General features: G+C 73.1%; 26 protein-coding genes and 1 pseudogene. 15 read left to right on the forward strand and 12 right to left on the reverse strand.

Going from position 1 to position 23,252, the window contains the following annotated elements; genetic code table 11:
- Positions 1–4: 4 nt before the first annotated feature.
- Positions 5–769 carry an ABC transporter ATP-binding protein gene (locus ETD83_RS01355; protein ID WP_138643194.1) on the reverse strand — a complete coding sequence of 255 codons (765 nt, stop codon included), beginning with the start codon at positions 767–769 and terminating at the stop codon, positions 5–7.
- 107 nt (positions 770–876) lie between these two features.
- Positions 877–1,662: an enoyl-CoA hydratase-related protein gene (locus tag ETD83_RS01360; protein ID WP_138643195.1), complete on the reverse strand. Its 786-nt coding sequence runs from the start codon at positions 1,660–1,662 to the stop codon at positions 877–879.
- Between the two features lie 180 nt (positions 1,663–1,842).
- On the opposite strand from ETD83_RS01360, the gene ETD83_RS01365 reads away from it, so the two are divergent.
- Both ETD83_RS01365 and ETD83_RS01370 read left to right on the forward strand, forming a co-directional pair.
- On the forward strand, positions 1,843–2,010 hold the full coding sequence (locus ETD83_RS01365; protein WP_083946426.1) for a DUF3117 domain-containing protein: 168 nt from the start codon (positions 1,843–1,845) through the stop codon (positions 2,008–2,010).
- 111 nt (positions 2,011–2,121) lie between these two features.
- Positions 2,122–3,582, forward strand: a complete 1,461-nt coding sequence (locus ETD83_RS01370) for a leucyl aminopeptidase (RefSeq protein ID WP_138643196.1) — start codon at positions 2,122–2,124, stop codon at positions 3,580–3,582.
- 9 nt (positions 3,583–3,591) lie between these two features.
- Here ETD83_RS01370 and ETD83_RS01375 read toward each other — a convergent pair whose 3' ends face one another.
- Together ETD83_RS01375 and ETD83_RS01380 are read right to left on the reverse strand one after the other, a co-directional pair.
- The gene (locus ETD83_RS01375) at positions 3,592–4,218 is read right to left on the reverse strand and encodes a hypothetical protein (protein WP_230420616.1); all 627 of its coding nucleotides are present in this window, start codon (positions 4,216–4,218) and stop codon (positions 3,592–3,594) included.
- A 3-nt stretch (positions 4,219–4,221) separates the two neighbouring features.
- Positions 4,222–4,824 carry an O-methyltransferase gene (locus ETD83_RS01380; RefSeq protein ID WP_138643197.1) on the reverse strand — a complete coding sequence of 201 codons (603 nt, stop codon included), beginning with the start codon at positions 4,822–4,824 and terminating at the stop codon, positions 4,222–4,224.
- A 251-nt stretch (positions 4,825–5,075) separates the two neighbouring features.
- Here ETD83_RS01380 and sigE point away from each other — a divergent pair.
- The 5 genes and pseudogenes from sigE to ETD83_RS01405 all read left to right on the forward strand — a co-directional run.
- Positions 5,076–5,681: pseudogene (gene sigE, locus ETD83_RS01385) on the forward strand (RNA polymerase sigma factor SigE); the annotation flags it as partial.
- A gap of 225 nt (positions 5,682–5,906) precedes the next feature.
- A complete protein-coding gene (locus tag ETD83_RS43455) occupies positions 5,907–6,539 on the forward strand; it encodes an anti-sigma factor family protein (RefSeq protein WP_205717434.1) in 633 nt (210 codons plus the stop codon).
- Positions 6,536–7,633: a MucB/RseB C-terminal domain-containing protein gene (locus ETD83_RS01395; protein WP_138643198.1), complete on the forward strand. Its 1,098-nt coding sequence runs from the start codon at positions 6,536–6,538 to the stop codon at positions 7,631–7,633. Before ETD83_RS43455 ends, ETD83_RS01395 begins: the two co-directional genes overlap by 4 nt.
- Positions 7,634–7,755: 122 nt before the next feature.
- Positions 7,756–9,531, forward strand: a complete 1,776-nt coding sequence (locus tag ETD83_RS01400) for a trypsin-like peptidase domain-containing protein (RefSeq protein ID WP_138643199.1) — start codon at positions 7,756–7,758, stop codon at positions 9,529–9,531.
- Positions 9,532–9,649: 118 nt separating this feature from the next.
- Entirely contained in the window at positions 9,650–10,000 is a 351-nt protein-coding gene (locus tag ETD83_RS01405; protein ID WP_138643200.1) for a sec-independent translocase, read from the forward strand.
- 93 nt (positions 10,001–10,093) lie between these two features.
- Here the strand turns inward: ETD83_RS01405 and ETD83_RS01410 are convergent, their stop codons facing one another.
- The gene (locus ETD83_RS01410; RefSeq protein WP_138643201.1) at positions 10,094–11,233 is read right to left on the reverse strand and encodes an Mrp/NBP35 family ATP-binding protein; all 1,140 of its coding nucleotides are present in this window, start codon (positions 11,231–11,233) and stop codon (positions 10,094–10,096) included.
- Positions 11,234–11,345: 112 nt separating this feature from the next.
- Here ETD83_RS01410 and ETD83_RS01415 point away from each other — a divergent pair, with 112 nt between their 5' ends.
- Positions 11,346–11,801 (forward strand): MarR family winged helix-turn-helix transcriptional regulator, encoded by a 456-nt coding sequence (locus ETD83_RS01415; protein ID WP_230420617.1) that lies wholly within the window; start codon positions 11,346–11,348, stop codon positions 11,799–11,801.
- Between the two features lie 4 nt (positions 11,802–11,805).
- On the opposite strand, the gene ETD83_RS01420 is transcribed toward ETD83_RS01415, so the two are convergent.
- Both ETD83_RS01420 and ETD83_RS01425 read right to left on the reverse strand, forming a co-directional pair.
- Complete coding sequence (locus ETD83_RS01420) at positions 11,806–12,300, reverse strand: DUF1003 domain-containing protein (protein ID WP_138643202.1); 495 nt, start codon at positions 12,298–12,300, stop codon at positions 11,806–11,808.
- The gene (locus ETD83_RS01425) at positions 12,297–13,604 is read right to left on the reverse strand and encodes a magnesium transporter MgtE N-terminal domain-containing protein (RefSeq protein ID WP_138643203.1); all 1,308 of its coding nucleotides are present in this window, start codon (positions 13,602–13,604) and stop codon (positions 12,297–12,299) included. Before ETD83_RS01425 ends, ETD83_RS01420 begins: the two co-directional genes overlap by 4 nt.
- 87 nt (positions 13,605–13,691) lie before the next feature.
- On the opposite strand from ETD83_RS01425, the gene ETD83_RS01430 reads away from it, so the two are divergent.
- Entirely contained in the window at positions 13,692–14,597 is a 906-nt protein-coding gene (locus tag ETD83_RS01430; protein WP_329602665.1) for an RNA polymerase sigma-70 factor, read from the forward strand.
- 15 nt (positions 14,598–14,612) lie between these two features.
- Here ETD83_RS01430 and ETD83_RS01435 read toward each other — a convergent pair whose 3' ends face one another.
- Entirely contained in the window at positions 14,613–15,116 is a 504-nt protein-coding gene (locus tag ETD83_RS01435; protein WP_138643204.1) for a hypothetical protein, read from the reverse strand.
- A gap of 39 nt (positions 15,117–15,155) precedes the next feature.
- Here ETD83_RS01435 and ETD83_RS01440 point away from each other — a divergent pair, with 39 nt between their 5' ends.
- Positions 15,156–16,118 (forward strand): HpcH/HpaI aldolase/citrate lyase family protein, encoded by a 963-nt coding sequence (locus tag ETD83_RS01440; RefSeq protein ID WP_138643205.1) that lies wholly within the window; start codon positions 15,156–15,158, stop codon positions 16,116–16,118.
- A 51-nt stretch (positions 16,119–16,169) separates the two neighbouring features.
- The gene (locus ETD83_RS01445) at positions 16,170–17,519 is read left to right on the forward strand and encodes a CPBP family intramembrane glutamic endopeptidase (RefSeq protein ID WP_138643206.1); all 1,350 of its coding nucleotides are present in this window, start codon (positions 16,170–16,172) and stop codon (positions 17,517–17,519) included.
- On the opposite strand, the gene ETD83_RS01450 is transcribed toward ETD83_RS01445, so the two are convergent.
- Positions 17,514–17,903, reverse strand: a complete 390-nt coding sequence (locus tag ETD83_RS01450) for an NUDIX hydrolase (protein ID WP_205717435.1) — start codon at positions 17,901–17,903, stop codon at positions 17,514–17,516. The two genes, ETD83_RS01445 and ETD83_RS01450, sit on opposite strands and share 6 nt — an antisense overlap.
- 84 nt (positions 17,904–17,987) lie before the next feature.
- Between ETD83_RS01450 and ETD83_RS01455 the strand changes: the two genes are divergently transcribed.
- The 4 genes from ETD83_RS01455 to ETD83_RS01470 are packed head-to-tail and all read left to right on the forward strand — an operon-like array spanning position 17,988 to position 21,157.
- Positions 17,988–18,635 (forward strand): DUF6758 family protein, encoded by a 648-nt coding sequence (locus ETD83_RS01455; protein WP_138643208.1) that lies wholly within the window; start codon positions 17,988–17,990, stop codon positions 18,633–18,635.
- A 32-nt stretch (positions 18,636–18,667) separates the two neighbouring features.
- Positions 18,668–19,534: a PHP domain-containing protein gene (locus tag ETD83_RS01460; protein WP_138643209.1), complete on the forward strand. Its 867-nt coding sequence runs from the start codon at positions 18,668–18,670 to the stop codon at positions 19,532–19,534.
- 10 nt (positions 19,535–19,544) lie between these two features.
- Complete coding sequence (locus ETD83_RS01465; protein WP_138643210.1) at positions 19,545–20,252, forward strand: MBL fold metallo-hydrolase; 708 nt, start codon at positions 19,545–19,547, stop codon at positions 20,250–20,252.
- A 2-nt stretch (positions 20,253–20,254) separates the two neighbouring features.
- On the forward strand, positions 20,255–21,157 hold the full coding sequence (locus tag ETD83_RS01470) for a RecB family exonuclease (RefSeq protein WP_138643211.1): 903 nt from the start codon (positions 20,255–20,257) through the stop codon (positions 21,155–21,157).
- 14 nt (positions 21,158–21,171) lie between these two features.
- On the opposite strand, the gene ETD83_RS01475 is transcribed toward ETD83_RS01470, so the two are convergent.
- The 3 genes from ETD83_RS01475 to ETD83_RS01485 all read right to left on the reverse strand — a co-directional run bounded on the left by ETD83_RS01475 (position 21,172) and on the right by ETD83_RS01485 (position 22,914).
- Positions 21,172–22,089 (reverse strand): oxygenase MpaB family protein, encoded by a 918-nt coding sequence (locus ETD83_RS01475; protein WP_138643212.1) that lies wholly within the window; start codon positions 22,087–22,089, stop codon positions 21,172–21,174.
- Between the two features lie 68 nt (positions 22,090–22,157).
- Entirely contained in the window at positions 22,158–22,388 is a 231-nt protein-coding gene (locus tag ETD83_RS01480) for a hypothetical protein (RefSeq protein ID WP_138643213.1), read from the reverse strand.
- Positions 22,389–22,575: 187 nt separating this feature from the next.
- Positions 22,576–22,914: a hypothetical protein gene (locus tag ETD83_RS01485; protein ID WP_138643214.1), complete on the reverse strand. Its 339-nt coding sequence runs from the start codon at positions 22,912–22,914 to the stop codon at positions 22,576–22,578.
- Positions 22,915–23,252 lie beyond the last annotated feature (338 nt).

Consider the following 23,252-nt stretch of genomic DNA (forward strand, 5'->3'; position numbering starts at 1 on the left):
GCGCTCAGCCCTCCATCCGCCGCATGGCGGCGTGGACCTGGTCGATGGTGGGGGAGTGCAGCTCGTGGACGATCATCCCGTCGGCGAGGAACAGCACCCGGTCGGCGTGCGCGGCGGCCAGCGGGTCGTGCGTCACCATGATCACCGTCTGCCGGTAGGCGTCCACGGCGGTGCGCAGGAACCCCAGCACCTCGGCGCCCGACCGCGAGTCGAGGTTGCCGGTGGGCTCGTCGGCGAACAGCACCTCGGGACGGGTCAGCAGCGCCCGCGCCACCGCGACCCGCTGCTGCTGCCCGCCCGACAGCTCGCTCGGACGGTGCCGGAGCCGATCCCGCAGGCCGAGGGCGTCCACGATCGTGTCGAACCACTGCCGGTCCGCGCGCCGGTTCCCGAGCCGCCCGGTGAGCCGGATGTTCTCCTCCGCCGTCAGCATCGGCAGCAGGTTGAACGACTGGAACACGAACCCGAGCCGGTCGCGGCGCAGCTTGGTCAGCGCCGTCCGGGACAGCGCGGTGATGTCCACGTCGCCGATCAGGACGGAGCCGGACGTCACCGCGTCCAGCCCGGCCATGCAGTGCAGGAACGTCGACTTGCCGGAGCCGGACGGCCCCATGATCGCGGTGAACCGGCCGCGGGGGAACGCCGCTGAGACGCCGCGCAGCGCGGTCACCGCGCCGTCGCCCGTCCCGTACGACTTCACCACGTCGCGGGCCACGGCGACGTGGTCGTGGACCTGCCCGGCCGGAGGTACGGCGGTTGTCTGGATCATGCCGTCCAGGAAACCGCCGGAGACCCCTCGGGCACATTGACGCCCGCTCCCGGCCTTCGGGTGGGGACAACCCCACCTACGGCCGGGAGGAGCCCTTCAGCGGCCTCTCAGCGGCCCTCGAAGGTGGGCTGCTGCTTCTTCAGGAACGCCTCGGTCGCGTTGCGGTGGTCGCTGGTCTTCTCGCACTCGTCCTGGAGCTCCGCCTCCCGTTCGAGCGCGGCCGCCAGGTCGTGCGTCGCCGCGAAGTCGAGCGCCGCCTTGACCGCGCCGTAGGAGACCGTCGGGCCGGCGGCGAGGCGGCGGGCCAGCTCCACCGCCGCAGGGGCCAGCTCGTCCGCCGGGACGACCCGGTTCACCAGGCCGAGCTCCAGCGCCGCGTCAGCCTTGATCGGCTCGCCCAGCAGCAGCAGCTCCGCGGCCTTCGCGCGGCCGACGAGCCGCTGCAGCGTCCACGACATGCCGCTGTCCGGCGCTAGCCCGATGCCGGTGAACGCGGTCGCGAACCGGGCCTTGTCGGACGCCACGACCAGGTCGCACGCGAACGCCAGCGAGGCGCCCGCGCCCGCGGCCACGCCGTTCACCGCCGCGACCACCGGTTTCCGCATCCCCGCGAGCGCCAGCACGATCGGGTTGTAGTGCCTGCGGACGGTCTCGTCCAGCCCCTTCCCCGCGGCGAGGTTGTCGCCGTGCTCGCGAAGGTCCTGACCCGCGCAGAAGGCCCGGCCCGCGCCCGTGAGGACCACCGCGCGGGCGGCGGGGTCTGCGGCCGCGCGCACCGCGGTCGCGCGCAGCAGCTCCTTCATCTCGACCGTCAGCGAGTTCATACCGTCCGGACGGTTGAGCGTGATCGTCCCAACGCCGTCGGTCAGGTCGTAAAGCACGGTCTCAGCCATGGTCGTCCCCTCCAATACGCCCACTCGCGATCCTCTCATCTTCCGATCTGGAGGCTGATCGTTACCACTTCGCGCCCGGAAGACGAGATAATGGACCACTACTGATGACGCGGATGCGACACGCGGCCACGCGGCCAACGGTGTGCGAAGGCCGCGGCCCTACGCAGGAAGGGGATACGCATGGCGGCGATGAAGCCGCGGACGGGAGACGGTCCGCTCGAAGTGACCAAGGAGGGACGCGGAATCGTCATGCGGGTTCCACTCGAAGGCGGTGGACGTCTCGTGGTCGAGCTGTCCGCCGATGAGGCCAAGGAGCTCGGCGAGGCCCTCAAGGGCGTCGTGGGCTGACGGCTCAGCCGTTCCCGGCTTGTTGGTGACGGTCCCGGCGGGGGTATCGCCGGGGCCCTTGCCATTCCCGCTCCAGAACACCCGACCGAGAACCTGGGGGAATTCGCCGCCATGCCCATCGAGACCCGCGTCCACGGCGCGGACGGGACCGTGTCACAGACCGCGGTCGACGTCGACGCGGAGGTCGTGGCCGTGCCGGTCGGGTCGGGGCCCGTCGCGCCCGCCGCCGAGGTGGCGCGGTCCCTGCCGTTCACGCTGGACGAACTGCTGGAACTCCACCGGGCCAAGGGCGAGCCGGGGGAGATCACGGCCACCCAGGTCCGGCTCGGCGACCGGATGCGGGAACTGCTGCTGTACGGGGTGGGCGACGCGGCCCCGGCCGACCTGCGCAAGGCCGGCGCCGCGTTGGCCCGACGGGGGAAGGGCCGCACCGCGCTGGTCGCGGGCGTCCCCGCGGGCGACCTCGCCGCCTTCGTGGAGGGCGCGCTGCTCGCCGGCTACGAGTTCAAGATCGGCGCCGCGCCCGCGAAGAAGGCGCTCGGCACGCTCGCCGTCCTCACCGAGGCCGGTCCCGGGGCGGACGCGCCCGCGATCGAGCTGGGCACCGCGCGGGCCCGCGCCACCGCGCTGGCCCGCGACCTCGCCAACACCCCGTCCCGCGAGAAGGACCCGGCGTGGCTCGCCGCGCAGGCCGAGCGGGTCGCCGCCGACGCGGGCCTCACCGTCCGCGTGCGCGACGAGAAGGAGCTGGTGGACGAGGGCTTCGGCGGCCTCGTCGCGGTCGGCGGCGGGTCGTCGCGTCCGCCCCGCCTGATCGAGCTCTCCTACCTTCCGGACGAGGCCGCCGATCGTCATGTCGTCCTCGTCGGCAAGGGCATCACGTTCGACAGCGGCGGCCTGTCCCTCAAGCCGAACGACGGCATGAAGACGATGAAGACCGACATGGCGGGCGGCGCGGCCGTCATCGCCGCGATGAGCGCGCTGCGCGGGCTCGGCGTCCGCGCCCGCGTCACCGGGCTGGTCGCCGCGGCGGAGAACATGCCGTCCGGGTCGGCCATGCGTCCCGGCGACGTGATCGCCCACTACGGCGGGAAGACGTCGGAGGTGCTGAACACCGACGCCGAGGGACGGCTCGTCCTCGCCGACGCGCTCGCCTACGCCGGCGCCTCGCTGGCCCCCGACGTGATCGTGGACGTGGCGACCCTGACCGGCGCGGCGAAGGTCGCGCTGGGCCTGCGGCACGCGGCGCTGTTCACCGGCGACGACGCCCTCGCCACCGCGCTCACGGAGGCCGGCGCCGCGGCGGGCGAGCAGGTGTGGCGGCTGCCGCTCGTCGACGACTACCGTGCCGCGATCGACTCCGACGTCGCCGACATCAACAACATCGGCCGCGGCGGCTTCGGCGGCGGCTCCATCACGGCGGCGCTGTTCCTGCGCGAGTTCGCCGGCGACCGCCCCTGGGCCCACCTCGACATCGCCGGGCCCGGCCGCGCCACGTCCGACGACGCCGAGCTCACCCGCGGCGCGACGGGCTACGGCACCCGCCTGCTCCTCACCTGGCTGACCGCCTGAGGCGCGCGGTCACCTCGTGCGGCGGTCGATCACCGGGACGCGGCGGTAGCGCCTCGCCTGCCTGACGATCTGCGGGAGCGTCGCGTCCCAGCCCGGCTCCACCGCGAACGACCACGGGACGGCCTCCGCCGTGGACGGCACGTCCCGCAGCGTCAGCGCCACCAGCCGCGGGCGCTCCGACGTCCGTGCCATCTCCGCCAGCTCGGGGGTCGGCAGGAACACCAGGTAGTCCTGCTCGCCCCGGCGGGTCCCGGCGGCGCCGCGCCGCAGCGCCGCGATCGCCGCCACGTCCGGCCAGGGCAGCGCGCGCCCGGCCCTGCGGGGCAGCGGCCAGCGCGCCGGCCGCCGCACCCCGCCGCCGTCGAACTCCAGGACGGGACGCCGCGCCAGCATCCCCCCGGCCGCCGCGAGCAGCCCCGCGCCGAACAGCCCGAGCCCCGCCACGCCCAGGAGCAGGATGGTGACGCTCGCCACTCCGGCGCCGCGCATCGCGCCACCCGCGATGAACGCCACGGAGGCGAGGAACATGATCAGGAACGCGACGAGCCGCCACATCCCCCGCCACGTGACCCGCTGCCGCACCGCGAACACCTCGTGGGCGGCCTCCGCCCCGTCCACGGGCTCCGCCCCGTCCACGGGCTAGTCGCGCTTCACCGCGCAGAGCAGGCCGTCGCCGACCGGGACCAGCAGCGGGACGAGCCGGTCGTCCTCGCGGATCATCCGGTGCACCTCGCGGATCGCCTCGGTCTCCGGGTCGCGCCGGTCGGGGTCGGCGACCCAGCCGCCCCACAGCGCGTTGTCGAACGCCACGACGCCGCCGGGCCGCAGCAGCCGCAGCGCGCCGGTCAGGTACTCGGGGTACTCGCGCTTCTGCGCGTCGCAGAACACCAGGTCGTAGGCGCCGTCGGTGAGCCGCGGCAGCACCTCCAGCGCGGGCCCGATGATCATCCGGGTGCGGAAGGAGCCGAGGCCCGCCTCCGCGTACGCCTGCTTCGCCAGCCGCTGGTGCTCGGGATCGATGTCCACGCTCGTCAGCACCGCGTCCTTCGGCATGCCCCGCATCAGCCAGATGCCCGACACGCCGCAGCCGGAGCCGATCTCCACGACCGTCCGCGCGCCGAGCAGGGTCGCGAGGAAGCGCAGCGCCGCCCCGCCCGCCGATCCGATCGGCGACGCGCCGATCTCCTCGCCGCGGCGCCGGGCATCGGAAAGCGGCTCGTCTTCGGGGAGGAAATCCTCCACATAGGCCAGTGTGGCCTGGTCGGCGTCGATGGCTGCCTCCTCGCGGGACCCCCGCCTGGCTCATGCTGGAAAGACCATATCGCTGACGGGGAACCGTCTGGAGTTTCAGCGCGTTGTAACCAGAGCAGGAACCCGTCATGCGCGGGTTTAACCCACGAGAACCCAGTCGGTCCAGCACCGCCCCAGCCCAGGCGAGACCGTGCCGTTCCAAGGCGAGACCTTGGCTCACGAGAGAGGAACAGCCCGGCACCATGGGAGTCGCAGCACTCAGTTTCAGAAGCGCTGTGGGGGTCGGCCCCGGGCAGGGGCTTGGAAGCGTCGCGGGCACTCGCGAGAACGCCCCCGAGGCCGAGTGGGCGCCGCCGTCCTGGGACGAGGTCGTCCGCGAGCATTCCGCGCGTGTCTACCGGCTCGCGTACCGGCTGACCGGCAACCAGCACGACGCGGAGGATCTCACGCAGGAGGTCTTCGTCCGCGTGTTCCGTTCCCTATCGAACTACACACCGGGGACGTTCGAGGGCTGGCTGCACCGGATCACCACGAACCTGTTCCTCGACATGGCGCGGCGCCGCCAGCGGATCCGCTTCGAGGGGCTCGCAGACGACGCCGCCGAACGCCTCCAGGGTCGTGAGCCGACCCCGGCGCAGGCGTTCGACGACAGCAACTTCGACGCCGACGTCCAGGCCGCGCTCGACGCGCTGGCCCCCGAGTACCGCGCGGCCGTGGTGCTGTGCGACATCGAGGGCCTGTCGTACGAGGAGATCTCCGCGACGCTCGGCGTCAAGCTGGGCACCGTGCGCAGCCGCATCCATCGGGGGCGGGCGCAGCTGCGCGCCGCCTTGGAGCACCGCGCTCCGACGCGGCGCCGGCCCGGCACGCGCAACGAGTTCCAGCCCGCGGACGCCATGCTCATGGAGGCCGTGGACCTGGACGGCGGAGAACTGGACGGCAGGGGGGCCGACGACGCGGACGCGGGCCTGCACGCGGCAGGCGGCCGGTCCGAGCCGGAGGGCGTGTAAAGCTGTGCTCACCGCGTGGTGACGGGACCGCGTGGATGACAGAACGGGAAAGACGGAGGCCGCGTGAGTTGTCTGGGGGAGCGTCTGACCGCTCTGGTCGACGGCGAGCTGGGTCATGAGGAGCGCGACCGCGCCCTCGCCCACCTCGCCCGCTGCGACCATTGCAGGGACGAGGTCGCCTCGCTGCGCAAGCTCAAGGGCCGGCTGCGGGGGCTGGACGAAACCGACGAGCTTCCGTCCCCCGACTTCCTGACCCGGCTCCGCACCCTGCCCGCGGCCGCCGGTTCCACCGCGCCCGGCGACGTCCCGCCGGCGCCCGCGGGCCCGCTCTCCGAACCGCTCGCGGACCCGTTCGCCGGCGGTGCCGCGCGGCACGCCGCGCGTCCGCTCCGGTCGGCGACCCGCCCGGTCCGGCCGTCGAACTCCGCGCGCCCGCGCGACAACCGCCCCGCCGGACGCGCCGCCGCCGCGCTGGGCGTCCAGCCCCGGCGCCGCTACCTGGTCATGGGCGCCGCGACCCTGTTCCTCGGCCTCGGCGGGGCCTCGTACGTCGTCGGCGGCGGCGACGACGCCCCGACCGTCACCCCCGCGTTCGACCGCTACGCCGTCCAGCACGCGCTGACCTCCGGGGACGCGCCGATGACCGACCCGCTCACCGACCCGGTCAACCAGGTCCAGGTCTCCCCGGGGCCGTGATCGCGAAGACCGTGACCCGTCCGGGACGGCGCAGATCCGTCCTGGTGTGCGGGCTGGCGGGCGCGCTCGTCCTGGCCGCGGCGCTCGCCGGCGACCCGGCCGTGGCCCGGCGCGTCCGCAGCGACCCGGGCGCGGTGGGCCTGCTGCGGGCCGCCGCCGACGCCGCCCGCCGCATCCCGTACGAGGGCAGGCGGTTCCTCACGACGTGGAACCGCAGCCGGTCCAGCACGTCCCGCGTCACCGTGTCCCACCTGCCCGGCGAGGGCATCCGGTACCGCTCCGCGACGGCCGAGGACCGCTACCGCCCCGAGGCCGGCGCCGGCGACCCCACCGGCTTCACGCCGGAGACGCTCGACCTGCTGACCCGCAACTACTCGGTGGTCCACGGCGCCGACGCCGCCGTCTGCGGCCGGCCCGCCCGCGTCATCGAGGCCCGCCGCGACGACGGCAGCGCCGCCGGACGGTTCTGGATCGACGCCGAGACCGGCCTGATGCTGCACCGCGAGCTGATCGACGCCACCGGCCGCCGCGTGGTCGCCGCCGGATTCAGCGAGATCAGCTACACGCCGTCGGCGAAGGAGCCGGCGACCTACGCCCTCAATGTCCCCCGCGGCGGGGCCGCGCGCTTCCCCGCCTCCGGCGGCCAGGGCACCGCGGTCGTGTGGAGCGACCGGCTCGACCGTGCCGACCTCGCGGCCCTCCGCGACCGCGGCTGGCCCGTCCCGAAGGTCCTGCCGGGGCGCCTCACCCTCCACGACGCGCGCCGCGACGCGGGCGGCGGCGCCGTCCACCTCAGCTACTCCGACGGCCTCGCCGCCGTCTCCGTGTTCGTGCAGCGCGGAACGATCGACGAGCGGGCCCTGTCCGGCTGGCGGAAGACCGTGAAGCGCGGGCGGACGATCTTCCATCGCGAGTCCCTGCGCCGCTGGGCCGTCTCCGCGGGCGACGGCTACGTGTACACGGTCCTGACCGACGCCCCGCAGAGCACCGCCGACGCGGTGGCCGCGAACCTGCCCCGCGACACCACCTCGTTCTCGACGCGCGTGTCCCGCGGCGCCCGCCGCCTCGCCGCCGTCGCGAACCCCTTCGACTGAGTGATCGACTTGAATGATCGACTCGGCTGGGCGCCGCGCCCGGAGGTCTTATGCTCGCCACATGCCGAGCCGGGCACGATGAGCACAGATGACGAGAACCATGCTCGGTAGGAGAGATGGGGATGACGGAAGACAACCGCGGGCCGGTCAGGGCGCCGTCGGACGACGACGACGTCGTCCCCGGCCTGGAGCCTGAACGGCAGGAGGCGGCTCCTCCCGAGACGGTGACCGACCAGGAGATCCCCCTGGAGCCGCCGGTCGACACGCCACCGGAGCAGGAGCCCGAGGCGGCGTCGGACACCTCCGACGACGACCCGGAGCCCGAGCGGGAGCCCGGCAACGGCGACCGGCTCGTCGCGGGCGGCTTCGCGCCGCCGGACTCCCTCGGCGGCCCGCCCGACACCAGCGAGGACGTCCTCTCCCACGGCGGCCCGTCCGACATGGGGCCGCAGGAGGTCCCGCTGCAGGACGCCCCGCCGCGCGACATGCCGCAGCCGCCGCCCGTCCCGCTCGACAAGCCCATCGCGGACATGCCCGACGACCGCGGGCGGCCCGGGTTCGTCCCCTACGACCAGGACCCGAGGGCCGCGCACGGACGGCCGCCCTACGGCGGCGGCTGGCCGCAGCAGTCCCACCAGGGCCCGCCGCCCCCGCCCGGGGCGGGCAGGCCGCCGATGGGGCCGCCGCCCGCGCCGATGGGCCCGCCGCCGCCCGGCGGCCCCCGCCCGATGGGCTTCGGGATGCCGCCCGGCGGAGGCCCGAACTGGGCGCCCGTCCCGGCGCTCGCGCCGTCCTCGCGCGGCGGCCCGGGCCTCGGCCTCTTCGCGATCGTCGCGCTGATCATCGCGCTGGTGGCGGGCGCGGTCGGCGCCGGGGTCGGCGTGATCGCGACCGACAGCGACGACGGCGGCTCGGTGAGCCTCGGCGGCGGCAGCGACAGCGACACCCCGGTGCAGGCCCGCCCGCCGGACTCGGTCGCGGGCGTCGCGCAGCGCGTGCTGCCCAGCGTCGTGAGCATCCGCGTGCCGTCCGCGCAGGGCGAGGTCGGCGGCACCGGCTTCATCGTCAACGGCGGCTACGTGATCACCAACAACCATGTGGTGGCGAACGGCGGCGGCCGGATCCAGATCGTCTTCAACGACAAGAAGATGCTCCCGGCCACGGTCAAGGGCGCCGACGCGAGCTCGGACGTCGCCGTCCTGAAGCCCGAGGGCCAGCACTCGCTGCCCGCGCTCGCCGTCGGGGACTCCAGCAAGATCGCCGTCGGCGACCCGGTGATCGCGATCGGCTCGCCGCTCGGCCTGCAGGGCTCGGTGACCACCGGCATCGTCAGCTCCCTGAACCGCGCCGTGCCCACGCAGGGCGAGGGCGGCGGCGACGCGTCCTTTCTCAACGCGATCCAGACCGACGCGGCGATCAACCCCGGCAACTCGGGCGGCCCGCTGGTGGACGCGAAGGGCCGCGTGATCGGCATCAACACCGCGATCGCCACGCTCGGCGGCGGGGGCCTCGGCGGCGAGCAGCAGAGCGGCAGCATCGGCCTCGGCTTCGCGATCCCGATCAACCAGGGCAAGCGGGTCGCCGAGGAGATCATCAGGTCGGGCAGCGTGCGCCAGGCCAAGCTCGGCGTGCTCCCCGACCCGCGCTACCAGGACGGCGGCGCCCGGATCATGCCGCAGGCCGTCAACGGGCAGGAGCCGGTGACCAAGGGCGGCCCGGCCGACAAGGCGGGCCTGAAGCCCGGCGACGTGATCACCTCGGTGGACGGCAAGCCGATCGAGGACGCGACCGACCTGATCGCGCAGATCCGCAGCCGTGCCCCCGGCGACAAGATCAAGGTCAGCTACCGCCGCGGCGGCCAGGAGAGCACGGTCGAGGTGACGCTCGGCTCCGATTGACCAGGATGACGCTGATCTTGGCAGGGATGTTCAGGTCCGGTTCATCCGGGCTAGGGATACGCTGGGGGGACCGGTCCGCCGCAGGGCCGGTCCCCTTCGGCGGCGTGTGGAGGACGGGTTGTTCGACGTCGGACTCGGTGAGATGGCGGTTCTCGTCGTCCTCGCCCTGGTCATCTTCGGGGACAAGCTGCCTCAGGTCGCCGGGCAGGCGGGCCGGATGCTGCGCCAGTTCCGCCAGATGGCCAACTCCGCCAAGGCGGACCTGCAGGAGGGCCTCGGTCCGGAGTTCAAGGACTTCGACATCGCCGACCTCAACCCGAAGGCGTTCGTCCGCAAGCACCTTCTCGAAGACGACGACGACTTCCTGAACAGCAAGAACGGCCTTTTCGACGACGAACCGGCCCTGGCCCCCGCAGGCGGCGAACTGGCCTCCGGCGAACGCCCCCCCTTCGACCCAGAAGCGACCTGACTCCTGGATCGAACCTCAGCCGGGGTCACGGGTCGTGCGGCCGGAGGCCTCGCGCCGGGGGTTCCAGGGGGTCGCCCCCCTGGGCCGACACAGCTAAGCCCTCTTGGGGGAGATGCCCAGGGACATTCCGGCGAGGCCGCGGCTGCGGCCGGCGATGGTGTCGGCGATGGTGCGGAGTTCCTTGGCCGCGCCGGCGTCCGGGTCGGACAGCACCAGCGGGACGCCGTTGTCGCCGCCCTCCCGCAGGCGGGGGTCGATCTGCACCTGGCCGAGCATCGGGACGCGGGTGCCGAGCGTCTTCGTCAGGGCGTCCGCGACCGTCTGGCCGCCGCCCTCGCCGAAGATGTGCTGCCGCTCACCGCAGTGCGGGCACGTCAGGTACGACATGTTCTCGATCACGCCGACGACCTGCTGGTGGGTCTGCGCGGAGATCGCGCCGGCCCGCTCGGCGACCTCGGCGGCCGCCTGCTGCGGGGTGGTGACCACGAGGATCTCCGCGGCCGGCAGCAGCTGCGCCACGGAGATCGCGATGTCGCCGGTGCCGGGCGGCAGGTCCATGAGCAGGAAGTCGAGGTCGCCCCAGTAGACGTCCGCGAGGAACTGCTGCAGCGCCCGGTGCAGCATCGGCCCGCGCCACACGACCGGCTGGTTCCCGGCGGTGAACATCCCGACGGAGATCACCTTCACCCCGTGCGCGGACGGCGGCATGATCATGTCCTGGACCTTGGTGGGCGAGCCGTCGACGCCCAGCATCCGCGGCACCGAGTGGCCGTAGATGTCGGCGTCCACGACCCCGACCTTGCGGCCCTGCGCGGCGAGCGCGGCGGCCAGGTTCACCGTCACCGACGACTTGCCGACGCCGCCCTTGCCGCTCGCGACCGCGTACACCTTGGTCAGCGAGTTCGGCTTGGCGAACGGGATCTCCTTGGCCGGCTCGCCGCCGCGCAGCTTGGTCTGCAGGTCCTTGCGCTGCTCCTCGCTCATCACGTCCAGCTCGACCTCGACGGCGGAGACGCCGTCCAGCTCCGACACGGCCTCGCGGACGCTCCGGATGATGGTGTCCTTCATGGGACACCCCGCGACGGTCAGGTACACGCCGACGCGGACGGCACCGCCGTCGGCGATGTCGACGCTCTTGACCATGTCGAGCTCGGTGATGGGCTTGCGGATCTCCGGATCGATCACCGTGGAGAGCGCCGCGGTCACCTGCTCGGTCGTCAACTGGGAGGCCATGCCCCCATGGTATGAACCGGATGCCGCTCTCTCCTAATCAGGGTGGCCCACCCCACAGGACGTGTCCCCGTGTTCATCGCGCGGACGACGGCGCCGCCGTACGATCGGGTCCGTGACTAGCAGTTCCCACTCGGCCACCGAGCTGACCGCCTGGCGCACCATGCTCCGCGCCCAGGCGCTCATCTCCCGCCGCCTCCAGGCCGATCTGCTGGACCGCCACGCCCTCGCGCTCGGCTCCTACGAGGTGCTCATGCACCTCGGCGAGGCCCCGGCCGGGCGGCTCCGGATGAACGACCTCGCCGACCGCGTCCTGCTGTCCCGCAGCGGCCTGACCAGGCTCGTCGACCGGCTCCAGAGCGAAGGGCTCGTCGTCCGGCAGTCGTGCACGAGCGACGCGCGCGGGCTGTACGCCGTGCTGACCGCCGCCGGGCGGGCGCGGCTCGCCGAGGCGACCCCGACCTACCGGCAGGGCGTCCGGGACCACATGCTCAGCAGGCTGGACGAGCCCGACCTGCGCACCCTCGGGGCCCTCCTGGACAAGCTCGCCGACGAGAAGATCCCCGCGTAGCCCCTCAGCGGTGGGCGTCCTTGGCGTCCAGCTCCTTCATGATCTGCTGGAGCTCGGAGCGCACGAAGTCGCGGGTGGCGACCTCGCTCAGCGCGACCCGCAGCCCCGCGATCTCCCGGGTCAGGTACTCGGTGTCGGCCATGCTGCGCTCGTTCCTGGAGCGGTCCTGCTCGTACTGGACGCGGTCGCGGTCGTCCTGCCGGTTCTGCGCGAGCAGGATCAGCGGCGCCGCGTACGACGCCTGCAGCGACAGCATCAGCGTCAGGAAGATGAACGGGTACGGGTCGAACTTCAGGAACGCCGGCGCCAGCATGTTCCACCCGATCCACACGGCGACGAACGCCGTCATGTAGACGAGGAAGCGGGCCGTCCCGAGGAATCTCGCGATCCGCTCCGAGAGGCGTCCGAAGGACTCGGGATCGTAGTGGACGCGCGGCACGAACGTCCGGCGGACCTCCCTCGGCTGGTCCAGGCGAGCGGGCATCTGGCGTGTCGTCATTGCGTGTCCCCCCGGAGAGCCTCTTCCTCGGGATCCCGGTCCGCGGACTCCTCCGCGGCGGCGTCCATCACGGCCTCCCGCCAGTCCTCGGGCAGCAGGTGGTCGAGGACGTCGTCGATGGTCACCGACCCCAGCAGGTGGCCGTTCTCGTCCACGACGGCGCCCGCGACGAGGTTGTAGGTGGCCAGGAACATCGCGACGGCCTCCAGCGACATGGTGGGCCGCAGTGTGTCCAGCTCGGCGTCCACGATGCCGCTGACCAGCGTCGGCGGCGGCTCGCGCAGCAGTTTCTGGAAGTGCACGGTACCGAGGTATCTGCCGGTCGGCGTCGCGGTCGGCGGCCGGCAGACGTACACCTGCGCGGCGAGGGCCGGGTTCATGTCGGGGCGGCGGATCAGCGCGAGCGCCTCGGCGACGGTCGCGTCCGGCGGGACGACGACGGGGGCGGTCGTCATCAGCCCGCCCGCCGAATGGTCGGGGTAGGTCAGCAGCCGCCGCACCGGTGCCGCCTCGTGCGGCTCCATCAGCGTCAGCAGCTGCTCGCGCTGCTCGGTGGGCAGGTCGCCGAGCAGGTCGGCCGCGTCGTCGGGGCCCATCGCCTCCAGGACGTCGGCGGCCCGGTCCACGCCGAGCTTGCCGAGGATCTCGATCTGGTCGTCCTCCGGCAGCTCCTCCAGGATGTCGGCGAGCCGCTCGTCGTCGAGCGCGACGGCGACCTCCGCGCGCCGCTTCTCCGGCAGCTCGTGCATGATGTTGGCGAGGTCGGCGGGCTTCAACCGCTCGAACGCGGCGATCAGCCCGGCGGCGCCCTGCCCGTACTCGACGGCGGAGAACCCCTCGACGTCGTCCCAGTTCACGACCAGGCTCTCCCCGCGTTTGCGGAGTCCACGCCCCGTCCGGCGGCGGACGGCGACCTTGCCGACCAGCCAGTCGCGGGTCCGGGTCGGCTCCATCGCGACGTCGACGACCGCGACGGGCTCGCCGGTGTCGCGGAACCGGACCGTCCGGTCGAGCATCTGCCCGATGACCAGCGTCTCCGACTCGCGCTTCTCGAACCGGCGGACGTTCAGCCGACCGTCGAAGATCACCGCGTCCGCCTCGAACACCGTCACCCGCGTGATCGGCAGGAACACGGTGCGGCGCCCCGCGACCTCCACCACGAGCCCCAGCACCCGCGGCGGCCGCGGCGCAAGGCGCAGCGCGGCCACCACGTCGCGGACGCGTCCGACCTGGTCACCGGCCGGGTCGAACACCGCGACGCCCGCGAGCCGGGCGATGAACACCCGTGTCGGAGCTCCGCTCATGGTCCGGACACTACCCATGATCGACCCGCTGATCCGGGACAAAGGGGGGTGATACGGGGCGAGGGACCTCATGAGAGGCTGTAGATCGTGAGCGACGTCATGACCGAGCCGTTCGAGGAACACCGGAGCCTGCTGTTCGCGGTCGCGTACCGGATGCTGGGCACGGCCGCCGACGCGGAGGACGCCGTCCAGGACGCCTGGCTGCGCTGGTCCGCGGCCGACCGCTCGGCCGTCGCCGACCCGAAGGCGTACCTCGTCCGGATCACCACCAACGTCGCCCTCGACCGGCTCCGGTCGGCGCGGGCCCAGCGCGAGACGTACGTCGGGCCGTGGCTGCCCGAGCCGATGCTCACCACGCCGGACGTCGCCGCCGAGGGCGCCGAGCTGGCTGAGTCGGTGTCCATGGCGATGCTCGTCGTCCTGGAGACGCTGAGCCCGCTGGAGCGGGCGGTCTTCGTCCTCAAGGAGGTCTTCGGCTACCCCTACGCCGAGATCGCGGAGGCGCTGGACCGCTCGGAGGTGTCGGTGCGGCAGCTCGGCACCCGCGCCCGCAAGCACGTCGAGGCGCGCCGCCCCCGCTTCGAGGCCGGCGGCGCGGAGCGGCGCGCCGTCACCGAGCGGTTCCTGGACGCGGTGCTGGGCGGCGACATCAACCGGCTCATGGAGGTCCTCGCCCCCGACGTGACGCTCTGGACGGACGGCGGCGGCAAGGTCAGGGCGCCCCTGCGCGTCATCCACGGCGACCAGAAGGTGGCCCGCTGGCTCACCAGCGTCACCGGCCAGCCCTACGCGGGCGTCGAGCCCGAGGACATGCGGATCCGGCGCGCCCACCTCAACGGGCAGCCCGCCCTCATCGTGGAGGGCCCGGACGGCCGCCCGATCGGCACGGTCAGCGTGGAGCTGGACGAGTCCGAGCAGGTCCGGGCCGTGCACCTCGTCGCCAACCCCGACAAGCTGGCCGCGATCGCGAAGGGCAGCCACCTGCCGATGTGAGGCCCTGCCCCCGATCTAGCGGTCGACGTGGCGGCGCTTGCCGCCGAACAGGCGCGGCGGCGCGCCCGCCGTGGTCGCGGGCGTCGGGACGGGACGGACGGTCGCGTACTCGTCCGCCGCCTCCACGACCTCCTCGGCCGGGGTGAGCCGGACGATCCACGACTCGGTCGCCCACCGCTCCACCTGGCCCTCGTGGGACCCGGCGTTCAGCCGGTCCTTGGCCAGCAGCGGCGTCACGGCGTCCCACAGCCCGGACCCCGGCTCGACCACCTCGGCGTCGGCGGCGAACGAGACCAGCCGCCCGCCCTTGTCCTTGCTGCGCAGGATCACCGTCACCCGGGCGGCCTCCGGCAGGCCGGGCAGCGGCTGCTCGCCCTCCCCGCCGGTCAGCACGTACGCCGACCCTTCGTGCCACACATGCCAGGCGGCCCTCGGCTGCGGAAGGCCGGGCAGATCCAGCCACAGCAGCCCCGACTTCTTGGCCGCCTCCTCCACCAGCGCCGCGTTCAGCTCACCCATGTTGAGAGGGTCTCATATCGCCCGGATAGCATCCGGGCCATGCGCGCTCGCCGAACGACCCTCTCCGTCCCTGCCAGCAACCCCCGCTTCATCGAGAAGGCGCAGGGCCTCCCCGCCGACGAGGTCCTCCTCGACCTGGAGGACGCCGTCGCGCCGTCAGCCAAGGAGGACGCCCGCAAGCTCGTCGTCACCGCGCTGAACGAGGGCGACTGGACCGGCAGGACGCGGGTGGTGCGGATCAACGACCTGGACACCCACTGGGCGTACCGGGACGTGATCGAGGTCGTGGAGGGCGCCGGCGCCAACCTCGACGCGATCATGCTGCCCAAGGCGCAGGACGCGGGGCACGTCCAGTGGCTGGACCGGCTCCTCACCCAGATCGAGTCGGCGATGGGCCTGCCCGCGGGCCGCATCGGCATCGAGGCCCAGATCGAGGACGCCCGCAGCATGGTCAACATCGACGCCATCGCGGCGTCCTCGCCCCGGTTGGAGTCGCTCGTCCTCGGGCCGGGCGACCTGATGGCGTCCCTCAACATGAAGACCCTCGTCGTCGGCGAGCAGCCGCCCGGCTACACCGAGGGCGACGCCTACCACTACATCCTGATGCGGATCCTGATGGCCGCCCGCGCCCACGACCTGCAGGCCATCGACGGGCCGTACTTCAACATCAAGGACGTGGACGCGTTCACGCGGGTCGCGGAGCGCGCCGCCGCGCTCGGCTTCGACGGCAAATGGGTGCTGCACCCGTCGCAGATCGAGGCGGGGAACGCGGTGTTCGCCCCGTCCCAGGAGGACTACGACCGCGCCGAGCTGATCCTCGACGCCTACGACCATTCCGTGAACGTCGAGGGGCGCGGCGCCGCCCGGCTCGGCGACGAGATGATCGACGAGGCGTCCCGGAAGATGGCGCTCGTCGTCGCCGCGAAGGGCCGCGCCGCCGGAATGACCCGCAGGCAGACGCTGGACGACGCGGCGCTTGGAGATGCGTCACCGGGGAACTGACACCCCGTACGATTCGTCCCACGTAGGCGAGGCATTACGGGAGGGTCGCACGTGTCAGAACAAGGGGACGCCGGAGGCTGGGCCCCACTCGACCCCGACCTTCCCACCGGCCGCGCACCAGAGCCGCAACCCGAGCAGCCCTCGCGGCCACCCGTCCCGCCAGAGCAACCGCACCAGGCGCACCACCCGCAACCGCAGCAGGCGCACCACCCGCAACCGCACCAGCCAGAGCAGCCGCTCGGATGGGGCCAGGAGGCGGCGTACGGCCCACCCCAGCCCCCGCAGGACCCTTACGCCCAGACGCCCTATCCGCAGGGGCCGTCCGCTCCTGGCCCTTATGCGCACGCGTACGGCGGGTACGGCCCGCCGCCCGTGAAGCGGGACTGGACGGTCGACGCGCCGAAGGGGGCTCCGTTCCACCGGCTGGCGCGCACCGAGATGCACCGGTGGTGGCGGCCGGTGGTGGGAACGCTGGTGATCGCGGCCTGCGGGATGGGCCTGGCCCTCGGGCTCATGATCATCGGAATGATCATTCGGGTGGCGGCGACGGGCGAGCTGCCCGACTCGTCCGGCTCGGACACCGAGTCGATCTTCGGGGACGAGACGGCCGACCTCGCGTTCAACCTGGCGGCGCTCGCGGTGTTCCTGCCGGTGGCGCTGTTCGCGGCGTGGGGGATCCAGCGGCGGCGGCCCGGCACGCTGTCGTCGGTCGCCGGACGCATCCGCTGGCGCTGGCTGCTGGCGTGCTGCGGCCTCGCGGTCCTGTTCTGCGTCGTGTCGTACGGGACGTCGATCCTGGCGGGCGCCTCCCTGGACGACCAGGCGGGCGGCGACGAGCACTGGGTCGGCTGGGACGACTTCCTCATCCCGGCGGTCGTGATCGTCCTGCTGGTGCCGTTCCAGGCGACCGCGGAGGAGTACGTGTTCCGCGGCTGGATGCTGCAAGCCGTGGGCGCCTGCACGCTGGAGAACGCCAAGCGACGCGTCGGACGCGCGCTCAGCGTCGTGTTCCGCACCCCCTGGCCGGGCATCGTCGTCGGTTCGGCGCTGTTCACGTCCGGGCACGGCTACACCGGCTGGGGCATCCTCGACATCTTCGCCTTCGGCGCGATCGCGGCGTGGCTCGCGGCGCGGACGGGCGGCCTGGAGTCGGCCATCGCGCTGCACGTGTTCAACAACCTGATGGCGTTCCTCGTCTCGGCGGCCGTCGGCGAGCTGGACATCGAGCAGGGCAGCGTGCCGTGGCAGGTCGTCGCGGCCGACATCGTCCCGATGGTGCTGTACGCGGCGGCCGTCGTCTGGCTGGCGCGCCGGATGAAGATCCAGACCGTCACGACCGGCCCGGAGGACGAGGACGACGTCCCCGTGGCCGCCGAGTCCCAGCCGGCCCGGGTCTCATAGCAGCCCCCACAGGACGAGCGCGTCCAGCAGCCCGCCCGTGACGGGAAGATCGCGCAGCTCCTCCGGGGAGATCCACCGCACCTCGGACGCGTCGTCGCCGGCGCGGAGCGTCCCGCCCGCGACCGTCGCCGCGTAGTCGTGGATCTCGTAGACGACCCCGCCCGGCCCCGGACGCTCCACCGTTCCGACCTTCGCGCCGGCGACGACGTCCAGGCCGGTCTCCTCCCTCAGTTCCCGCGCGACCGCCGCCGGGTCGTCCTCGCCGGGCTCGACGCGTCCGCCCGGGACGGACCACAGGCCCTCGCCCGGCGGACGTCCCCGCCTTACCATGAGCAGCCGCCCGGCCTCGTCCCGGACGATCCCGCCGACGCAACGCACGCGCATGCCCTCCATATTGCCGCCCCTTTCCCGGGCGCCGACCCGGCCGAACTTGACGAACCCGGACGCCGCCGCGCAGGGTGGGTAATCATGAGGGCGGAGCCCACCTGCCCGCGGTGCGCGGGTCCCGTGCAAGCGCCGGGGCTCTGGTCGAGCGACTGGATCTGCGGCGTGCACGGCGCCGTCCTGCCGAGGCAGCCGTCCAAGCGACCCGGCCCGGACGGGCTGGCCGCCGTCCTGCGCGACACGAGGGTCCCCGTCTGGACGCCCTGGCCCCTTCCGCTGGGCTGGCTCGTCACGGGCTTCGCCACGGTCGGGGACGACCGCTCGGGCGCGCGGGCGACGGCCGTCGCCGCGTCCGGGCCGGGGCAGGTCAGCGGTCCCGCCGACCTGGTGCTGGTCGCCGAGGAGCCCGGTGTCGGTCTCGGCGCCCACTTCGCGGGCCTGGACGGCGCCGACCCCGGCGAGGTGTTCGACGGCAGCCCCCCGCACGTGCGGCTCGACATCAGCGGCCCGGCGGCGACCTGCGGCCATTCGGTGCCGATGTGGGCGGTCGGCGACCGGCCCGACCGCTCCGGCTACGTCGGGGAGGCGATGGGCGACTGGCTGTGGGCGGTGCTGTGGCCCGCCGACGCCGGCGTCCTCATGCTGCAGCGCCAGAACCTCCTCGACCTGCGCGAACCCGGAATGGACATCGACCTCCCGTACGGCGCGCACAGCCCCCGGCTCAACGACTGACACGAGCCGGCCGACACGAGACGACTGACACGATGCGCATCGACCTGCACAGCCACAGCGACGCCTCCGACGGCACCCGGCCGCCCGCCGAGGTCGTCCGGCGGGCCCGGGCGCGCGGGCTGGACGTCCTCGCGCTGACCGACCACGACACCGTCGCGGGCTGGGACGAGGCCGCCGCGGCGCTGCCGGACGGCCTGACGCTCGTCCCCGGCATCGAGCTGTCGTGCAAGCAGGACGGCCGCAGCCTCCACCTGCTCGGCTACCTGTTCGACCCGGACGAGCCCGAACTGGCGGCCGAGCTCGCCCGGATCCGCGACGACCGGGTGCTCAGGGCCCAGGGCATGGTGGACAGGCTCCGCGACCTGGGCCTCGACGTCACCTGGGGCATGGTCCGCGCGCTGGCCAAGGGCGAGGCGGTCGGACGTCCGCACATCGCGCGAGCCATGGTCGAGGCGGGCGCGATCGAGACGCCCGACGAGGCGTTCACCGTCCGGTGGATCGCGCAGGGCGGCCGCGCCTACGTCGAACGCTACGCGCTGGACCCGGTGCGGGCGGTCGGGCTCGTCCGCGCGGCCGGGGGAGTGTGCGTCCTCGCGCATCCGCGGGCGCGCCGCCGCGGCTACGTCTTCTCCGACGAGGTGATCGAGCGGCTCGCCGCCGCCGGGCTCGCCGGGATCGAGACCGACCATCCCGACCACGCCCCCGAGGACCGCGCCCGGCTCCGCGACCTCGCTACCGGGCTGGGCCTCGCCGCCACCGGCTCCAGCGACGACCACGGCGCCCTCACCGGCGACCGGCTCGGCGCCGAGACCACCGCGCCGGACGCGTTCGGCAAGCTCATCGCGGGTGCGTCCGGCGGTGATCTCCGTGTGCCGGATCGGGGTCCCGAAGCACGGTAGGGTGCCTTGCGTGGACGCGCGCATCGAACAGGTTGTGACGTCGGGGAAACTGACCCTGGACGACACCGAGTACGACGTCGAGAACAACACCTACATCGTCGGCGACGACGACGAGGTCATCGTGATCGACCCGGCGTACGACGCCGAGGCCATCCTCAGCGAGGTCGGCGACCGCGAGGTCATGGCCGTCCTGCTCACCGACGGCAACGAGCACCGGCTCAACGCGGTGCTCGAAGTCGCCGCCGCCGGCGAGGATGACGAAGAGAACTGGGCTCCCATCGCGCTGCACCGCGCCGACCGGCTGCTGTGGCGCGACTACTTCGCCCGCCTCGCCAAAGAGGAAGAGGACGAGGACGACGCCAAGGCGCTCCGGTCCCTCGAACCCGACATCTGGCTGGAGGACGGCGGCGTCTTCGAGATCGCCGGCGCGCAGCTCGACATCGTGCACACGCCCGGCCACACGCCCGGCAGCGTCTGCGTGATCAGCGAGCAGCTCGACGCGCTGTTCTCCGGCGACACGCTGCACCGCGGCCGCCCCGGCTCCATCGGCGGCGTCTACGAGGACCTGCGCAAGCAGCTCAACTCGATCGGCGCGCTGCTGACCCCGCTGCCGAAGGAGCTGAAGGTCCTCCCCGCCCAGGGCGAGGAGACCACGGTCGGCGAGGAGGACGCCCGCTGGGAGACGTGGGGCTCGCTGGCGCAGGAGTCCGACGACTGACGGTGGAGCAGCTCGGCTTAGAGGGCATGCCCCGGCGGCTGTACGCGTGCACGCCGTCGCGGCTGAACGCGTGGCTGGACTGCCCGCGGCGCTACCGGATGACGTACCTGGATCGTCCGATGCCGTCGAAGGGCCCGCGGTGGGCGCACAACAGCGTGGGCTCCAGCGTCCACAACGCGCTCGCGGCGTGGTGGCGGCTGCCCGTCCACGAGCGCACCCCCGAGGCGGCTGGAACACTGCTCACCCGGGGCTGGCTGACGGACGGCTTTCGCGACGAGGCCCAGTCCGCCGAATGGCGTGACCGGGCCCGCGACATGACCGAACGCTACGTCGCGGGCCTCGACCCGCACGACGAGCCGCTCGGCGTGGAGCGCACCGTCGCGACCCGCACCGACCGCATCGCCGTGTCGGGCCGCATCGACCGCCTGGACGCCCGCGGCGCCGAGCTCGTCGTCGTCGACTACAAGACGGGACGGCACGTCCTCACCGCCGACGACGCCCGCGGCTCCCTCGCCCTGGCGATCTACGCCGTCGCCGCGTCCCGCGTGCTGCGCCGCCCCTGCCACCGCGTCGAGCTGCACCATCTGCCGTCCGGCGAGGTCGCGGCGTGGGAGCACACCGACGAGTCGCTGGCCCGCCACATCCGCCGTGCCGAGTCGATCGCGGGGGAGGCCGCCGAGGCGGACGAGGCGTACCGGGCCCGGGTCCCGAAACCGCGCCGCGGCGAGACGCCGCCGGCGGCCGAGGCGCCCCGCGAGGTGGAGCACGCCCCGCACGACGACCTGTTCCCGCCCCGTCCGGGCGCGCTGTGCTCATGGTGCGACTTCGCCCGCCACTGCCCAGAAGGCCAGGAGGCCGCCCCGCGCAAGGACCCCTGGGCCGCCCTCCCGGTGGACGTCGTCTAGGCGGCACGGGCCGGTCAGGAGGCCGTGGCGAGTGCTTTCTGGCCGCCGGACGGCCAGCGGCGCGGGTCGCGGAGCCCGTAGAGGCCCTTGCTGACGTCGTAGCCGTCCGCCGCGAGGCGCCGCCGGGCGCGTCCCAGCATGTCGCGGGTGTCCTTGGCGAAGGCGTAGTCGTGCAGCCGCTCCGGCATCGCGTTCATCGCCAGGCGGAACGACCTGAGCGCCGCCGTCACCGCCGGCCGCGGCACCTCGGGCAGCACCCCGTACATCGCGCGGGCCCAGTCCGGCAGCGTGTAGTAGCAGAGCGCGCCGAACGGGAAGTAGCCGGGCTTTCCGGGCGCGAGGAACCTCAGGTTCTCCGGCATCGCCGGCCACATCAGGAACCGCACGGTGGCCGCGGCCTCGTCCGTCACCCGGAGCCGGGGCCGCATCTCGGCGAAGTACGCCTCCATCTCGGCGACGCTGCCGGGCACGTCCTCCGCGTGCAACCCGACGAAGGTGGCGGACCGGCGCTGCTCGTCGAGGTACCTGTCGGCCATGGCGCCGGTGAGCGGCAGCCCGGCGCGCCGCGCCACCTCCAGGTAGGAGTACACCTCGGCGCAGTGCACCCACCGCAGCAGCTCGGGCTGGTCGAGCCGCTCCTTCCTGCCCGTGTCGTGGTCGAGGATGCGCAGGCTCCGGTGGATCTCCCGGACGCGGTACGCCGCCTTCTCGATCTCCTCGGGGCTGCCGAACGTGCCGATCCCGACGAAGTCGGCGGTGCGCTGGAGCCGTCCGAAGGGGTCCTCCTGGAAGTTGGAGTTCTGCCAGACGCCCCACATGGCGAGGGGATGCAGCGCCTGCAGCATGAGGCTCCGGACTCCGCCGACCCACATGGACCGGTCGATGTGGACGCGCCAGGTGACGCTCTCGGGGGGCTGGACGGTCGCGGGCATTCACACCTCCATGAGACAAACTCAAGTAAGTGTGTCATTACTCCCGTCGTCCCGCGACACCGGGCCCATCAGTTCTGCCAGATGGACCGGCAGTGCTCGTCCAGCCACGCGACGCACCGGTCGAGCGTCAGGCCCGCGTAGTCGAACGGGTAGGGGCCGTGCGGGCCGGTGATCAGGTCCAAGGAGTCGGGACGGGCGATGAACACCGTCTCCAGCTGGGCGCCGGCCCCGCGCCGGTAGTCCGCCGGAAAGAGGAACTCCAGCTCCTGCCAGTTCCTCGACAGGGTTGGCCTGGGCATTCCTGGCCGTTCCGGTGCTCTCCGGTGCGGTGCTGTTTGTCCAGGTCAACCCACGTTTTCGGGATGGGTGCGGGGTGTGGCGTTGGTGTCCGTTCCGGCCCGTTTCGGGGCGTTGGGACCCTTCCGGATGACGTGGTGTTGACGTGGGGATGACACGGCGGGCGGGCTTCCGCGCTGGTGGTGTGGGCTATCGCTCGGGGCGTAGCGGCGTGACGCTGGCAGTGTGCGGGGGCGACGGGTCGTCTGCGGCGTCGAACGCGGCATCGATGGCGTTGCGGGTGCGTGCGTCTTCTAGCCGTGCCTCTAGGGGGTGCTGTGCCCAATCAGTGATCAGTACGTGAACCTGATTCCCGATCACCGTGGTTTCCACGGGGCGGCCTAGCAGGCGTCCGGCCTGCTGTGCGGCGGCCTGGTAGAGGTCGCGGTCGGCGTCGGTGTCGAAGTGGACGCGTACACCGCCGGTGCGGCGTAGGTCCGTGGTCCACTGCTGGGCTAGCTCGGTGGCGCGGTCTTGGTCGCTGCTCACGGGTCCCCCTTGGTGGCGTGTCTCTAGTGTCCCTCATGCTCGGGCGGCAACGGGCGGTCAGGGTGTGGTGGTCGGATGCGGCCTTGACCGGGGCGGCAGGCTGCTAGCCTCGCGCGGCTCCGGGCTGCCGTAGGGCTGCCCGATATCAGGCCGGGGCAGTCTGCCGGAGGGGTCCCCGGTCAAGGACGCATCCGGCCGCCGCACGCTCGATCAGCCCCGGGGGGTGGTGCGCTGACAGGTTCTGCGCAGCGGTGGCTTAGGCACGCTGACCTGGGGCCGCCCATGCTCCTATAGGTGGAGCCCTGCGCCGGAGGCGGGTCCGTGAAAGGGGGCGGGGG

The sequence above is a fragment of the Actinomadura soli genome (assembly GCF_005889715.1).
Lineage (GTDB): Bacteria > Actinomycetota > Actinomycetes > Streptosporangiales > Streptosporangiaceae > Spirillospora > Spirillospora soli.

Excerpts from the sequence above, each read along its gene's own strand:
- ETD83_RS01460 (WP_138643209.1), top strand. The coding sequence starts at position 18,668 with ATGCGCATCGACCTGCACAGCCACAGCGACGCCTCCGACGGCACCCGG.
- ETD83_RS01370 (WP_138643196.1), top strand. The coding sequence starts at position 2,122 with ATGCCCATCGAGACCCGCGTCCACGGCGCGGACGGGACCGTGTCACAG.
- ETD83_RS01440 (WP_138643205.1), top strand. The coding sequence starts at position 15,156 with ATGCGCGCTCGCCGAACGACCCTCTCCGTCCCTGCCAGCAACCCCCGC.
- ETD83_RS01365 (WP_083946426.1), top strand. The coding sequence starts at position 1,843 with ATGGCGGCGATGAAGCCGCGGACGGGAGACGGTCCGCTCGAAGTGACC.
- ETD83_RS01480 (WP_138643213.1), bottom strand. The coding sequence starts at position 22,388 with ATGCCCAGGCCAACCCTGTCGAGGAACTGGCAGGAGCTGGAGTTCCTC.
- ETD83_RS01435 (WP_138643204.1), bottom strand. The coding sequence starts at position 15,116 with ATGGGTGAGCTGAACGCGGCGCTGGTGGAGGAGGCGGCCAAGAAGTCG.
- ETD83_RS01420 (WP_138643202.1), bottom strand. The coding sequence starts at position 12,300 with ATGACGACACGCCAGATGCCCGCTCGCCTGGACCAGCCGAGGGAGGTC.
- ETD83_RS01450 (WP_205717435.1), bottom strand. The coding sequence starts at position 17,903 with ATGCGCGTGCGTTGCGTCGGCGGGATCGTCCGGGACGAGGCCGGGCGG.
- ETD83_RS01400 (WP_138643199.1), top strand. The coding sequence starts at position 7,756 with ATGACGGAAGACAACCGCGGGCCGGTCAGGGCGCCGTCGGACGACGAC.
- ETD83_RS01360 (WP_138643195.1), bottom strand. The coding sequence starts at position 1,662 with ATGGCTGAGACCGTGCTTTACGACCTGACCGACGGCGTTGGGACGATC.
- ETD83_RS01425 (WP_138643203.1), bottom strand. The coding sequence starts at position 13,604 with ATGAGCGGAGCTCCGACACGGGTGTTCATCGCCCGGCTCGCGGGCGTC.
- ETD83_RS01475 (WP_138643212.1), bottom strand. The coding sequence starts at position 22,089 with ATGCCCGCGACCGTCCAGCCCCCCGAGAGCGTCACCTGGCGCGTCCAC.
- ETD83_RS01355 (WP_138643194.1), bottom strand. The coding sequence starts at position 769 with ATGATCCAGACAACCGCCGTACCTCCGGCCGGGCAGGTCCACGACCAC.
- ETD83_RS01455 (WP_138643208.1), top strand. The coding sequence starts at position 17,988 with ATGAGGGCGGAGCCCACCTGCCCGCGGTGCGCGGGTCCCGTGCAAGCG.
- ETD83_RS01410 (WP_138643201.1), bottom strand. The coding sequence starts at position 11,233 with ATGGCCTCCCAGTTGACGACCGAGCAGGTGACCGCGGCGCTCTCCACG.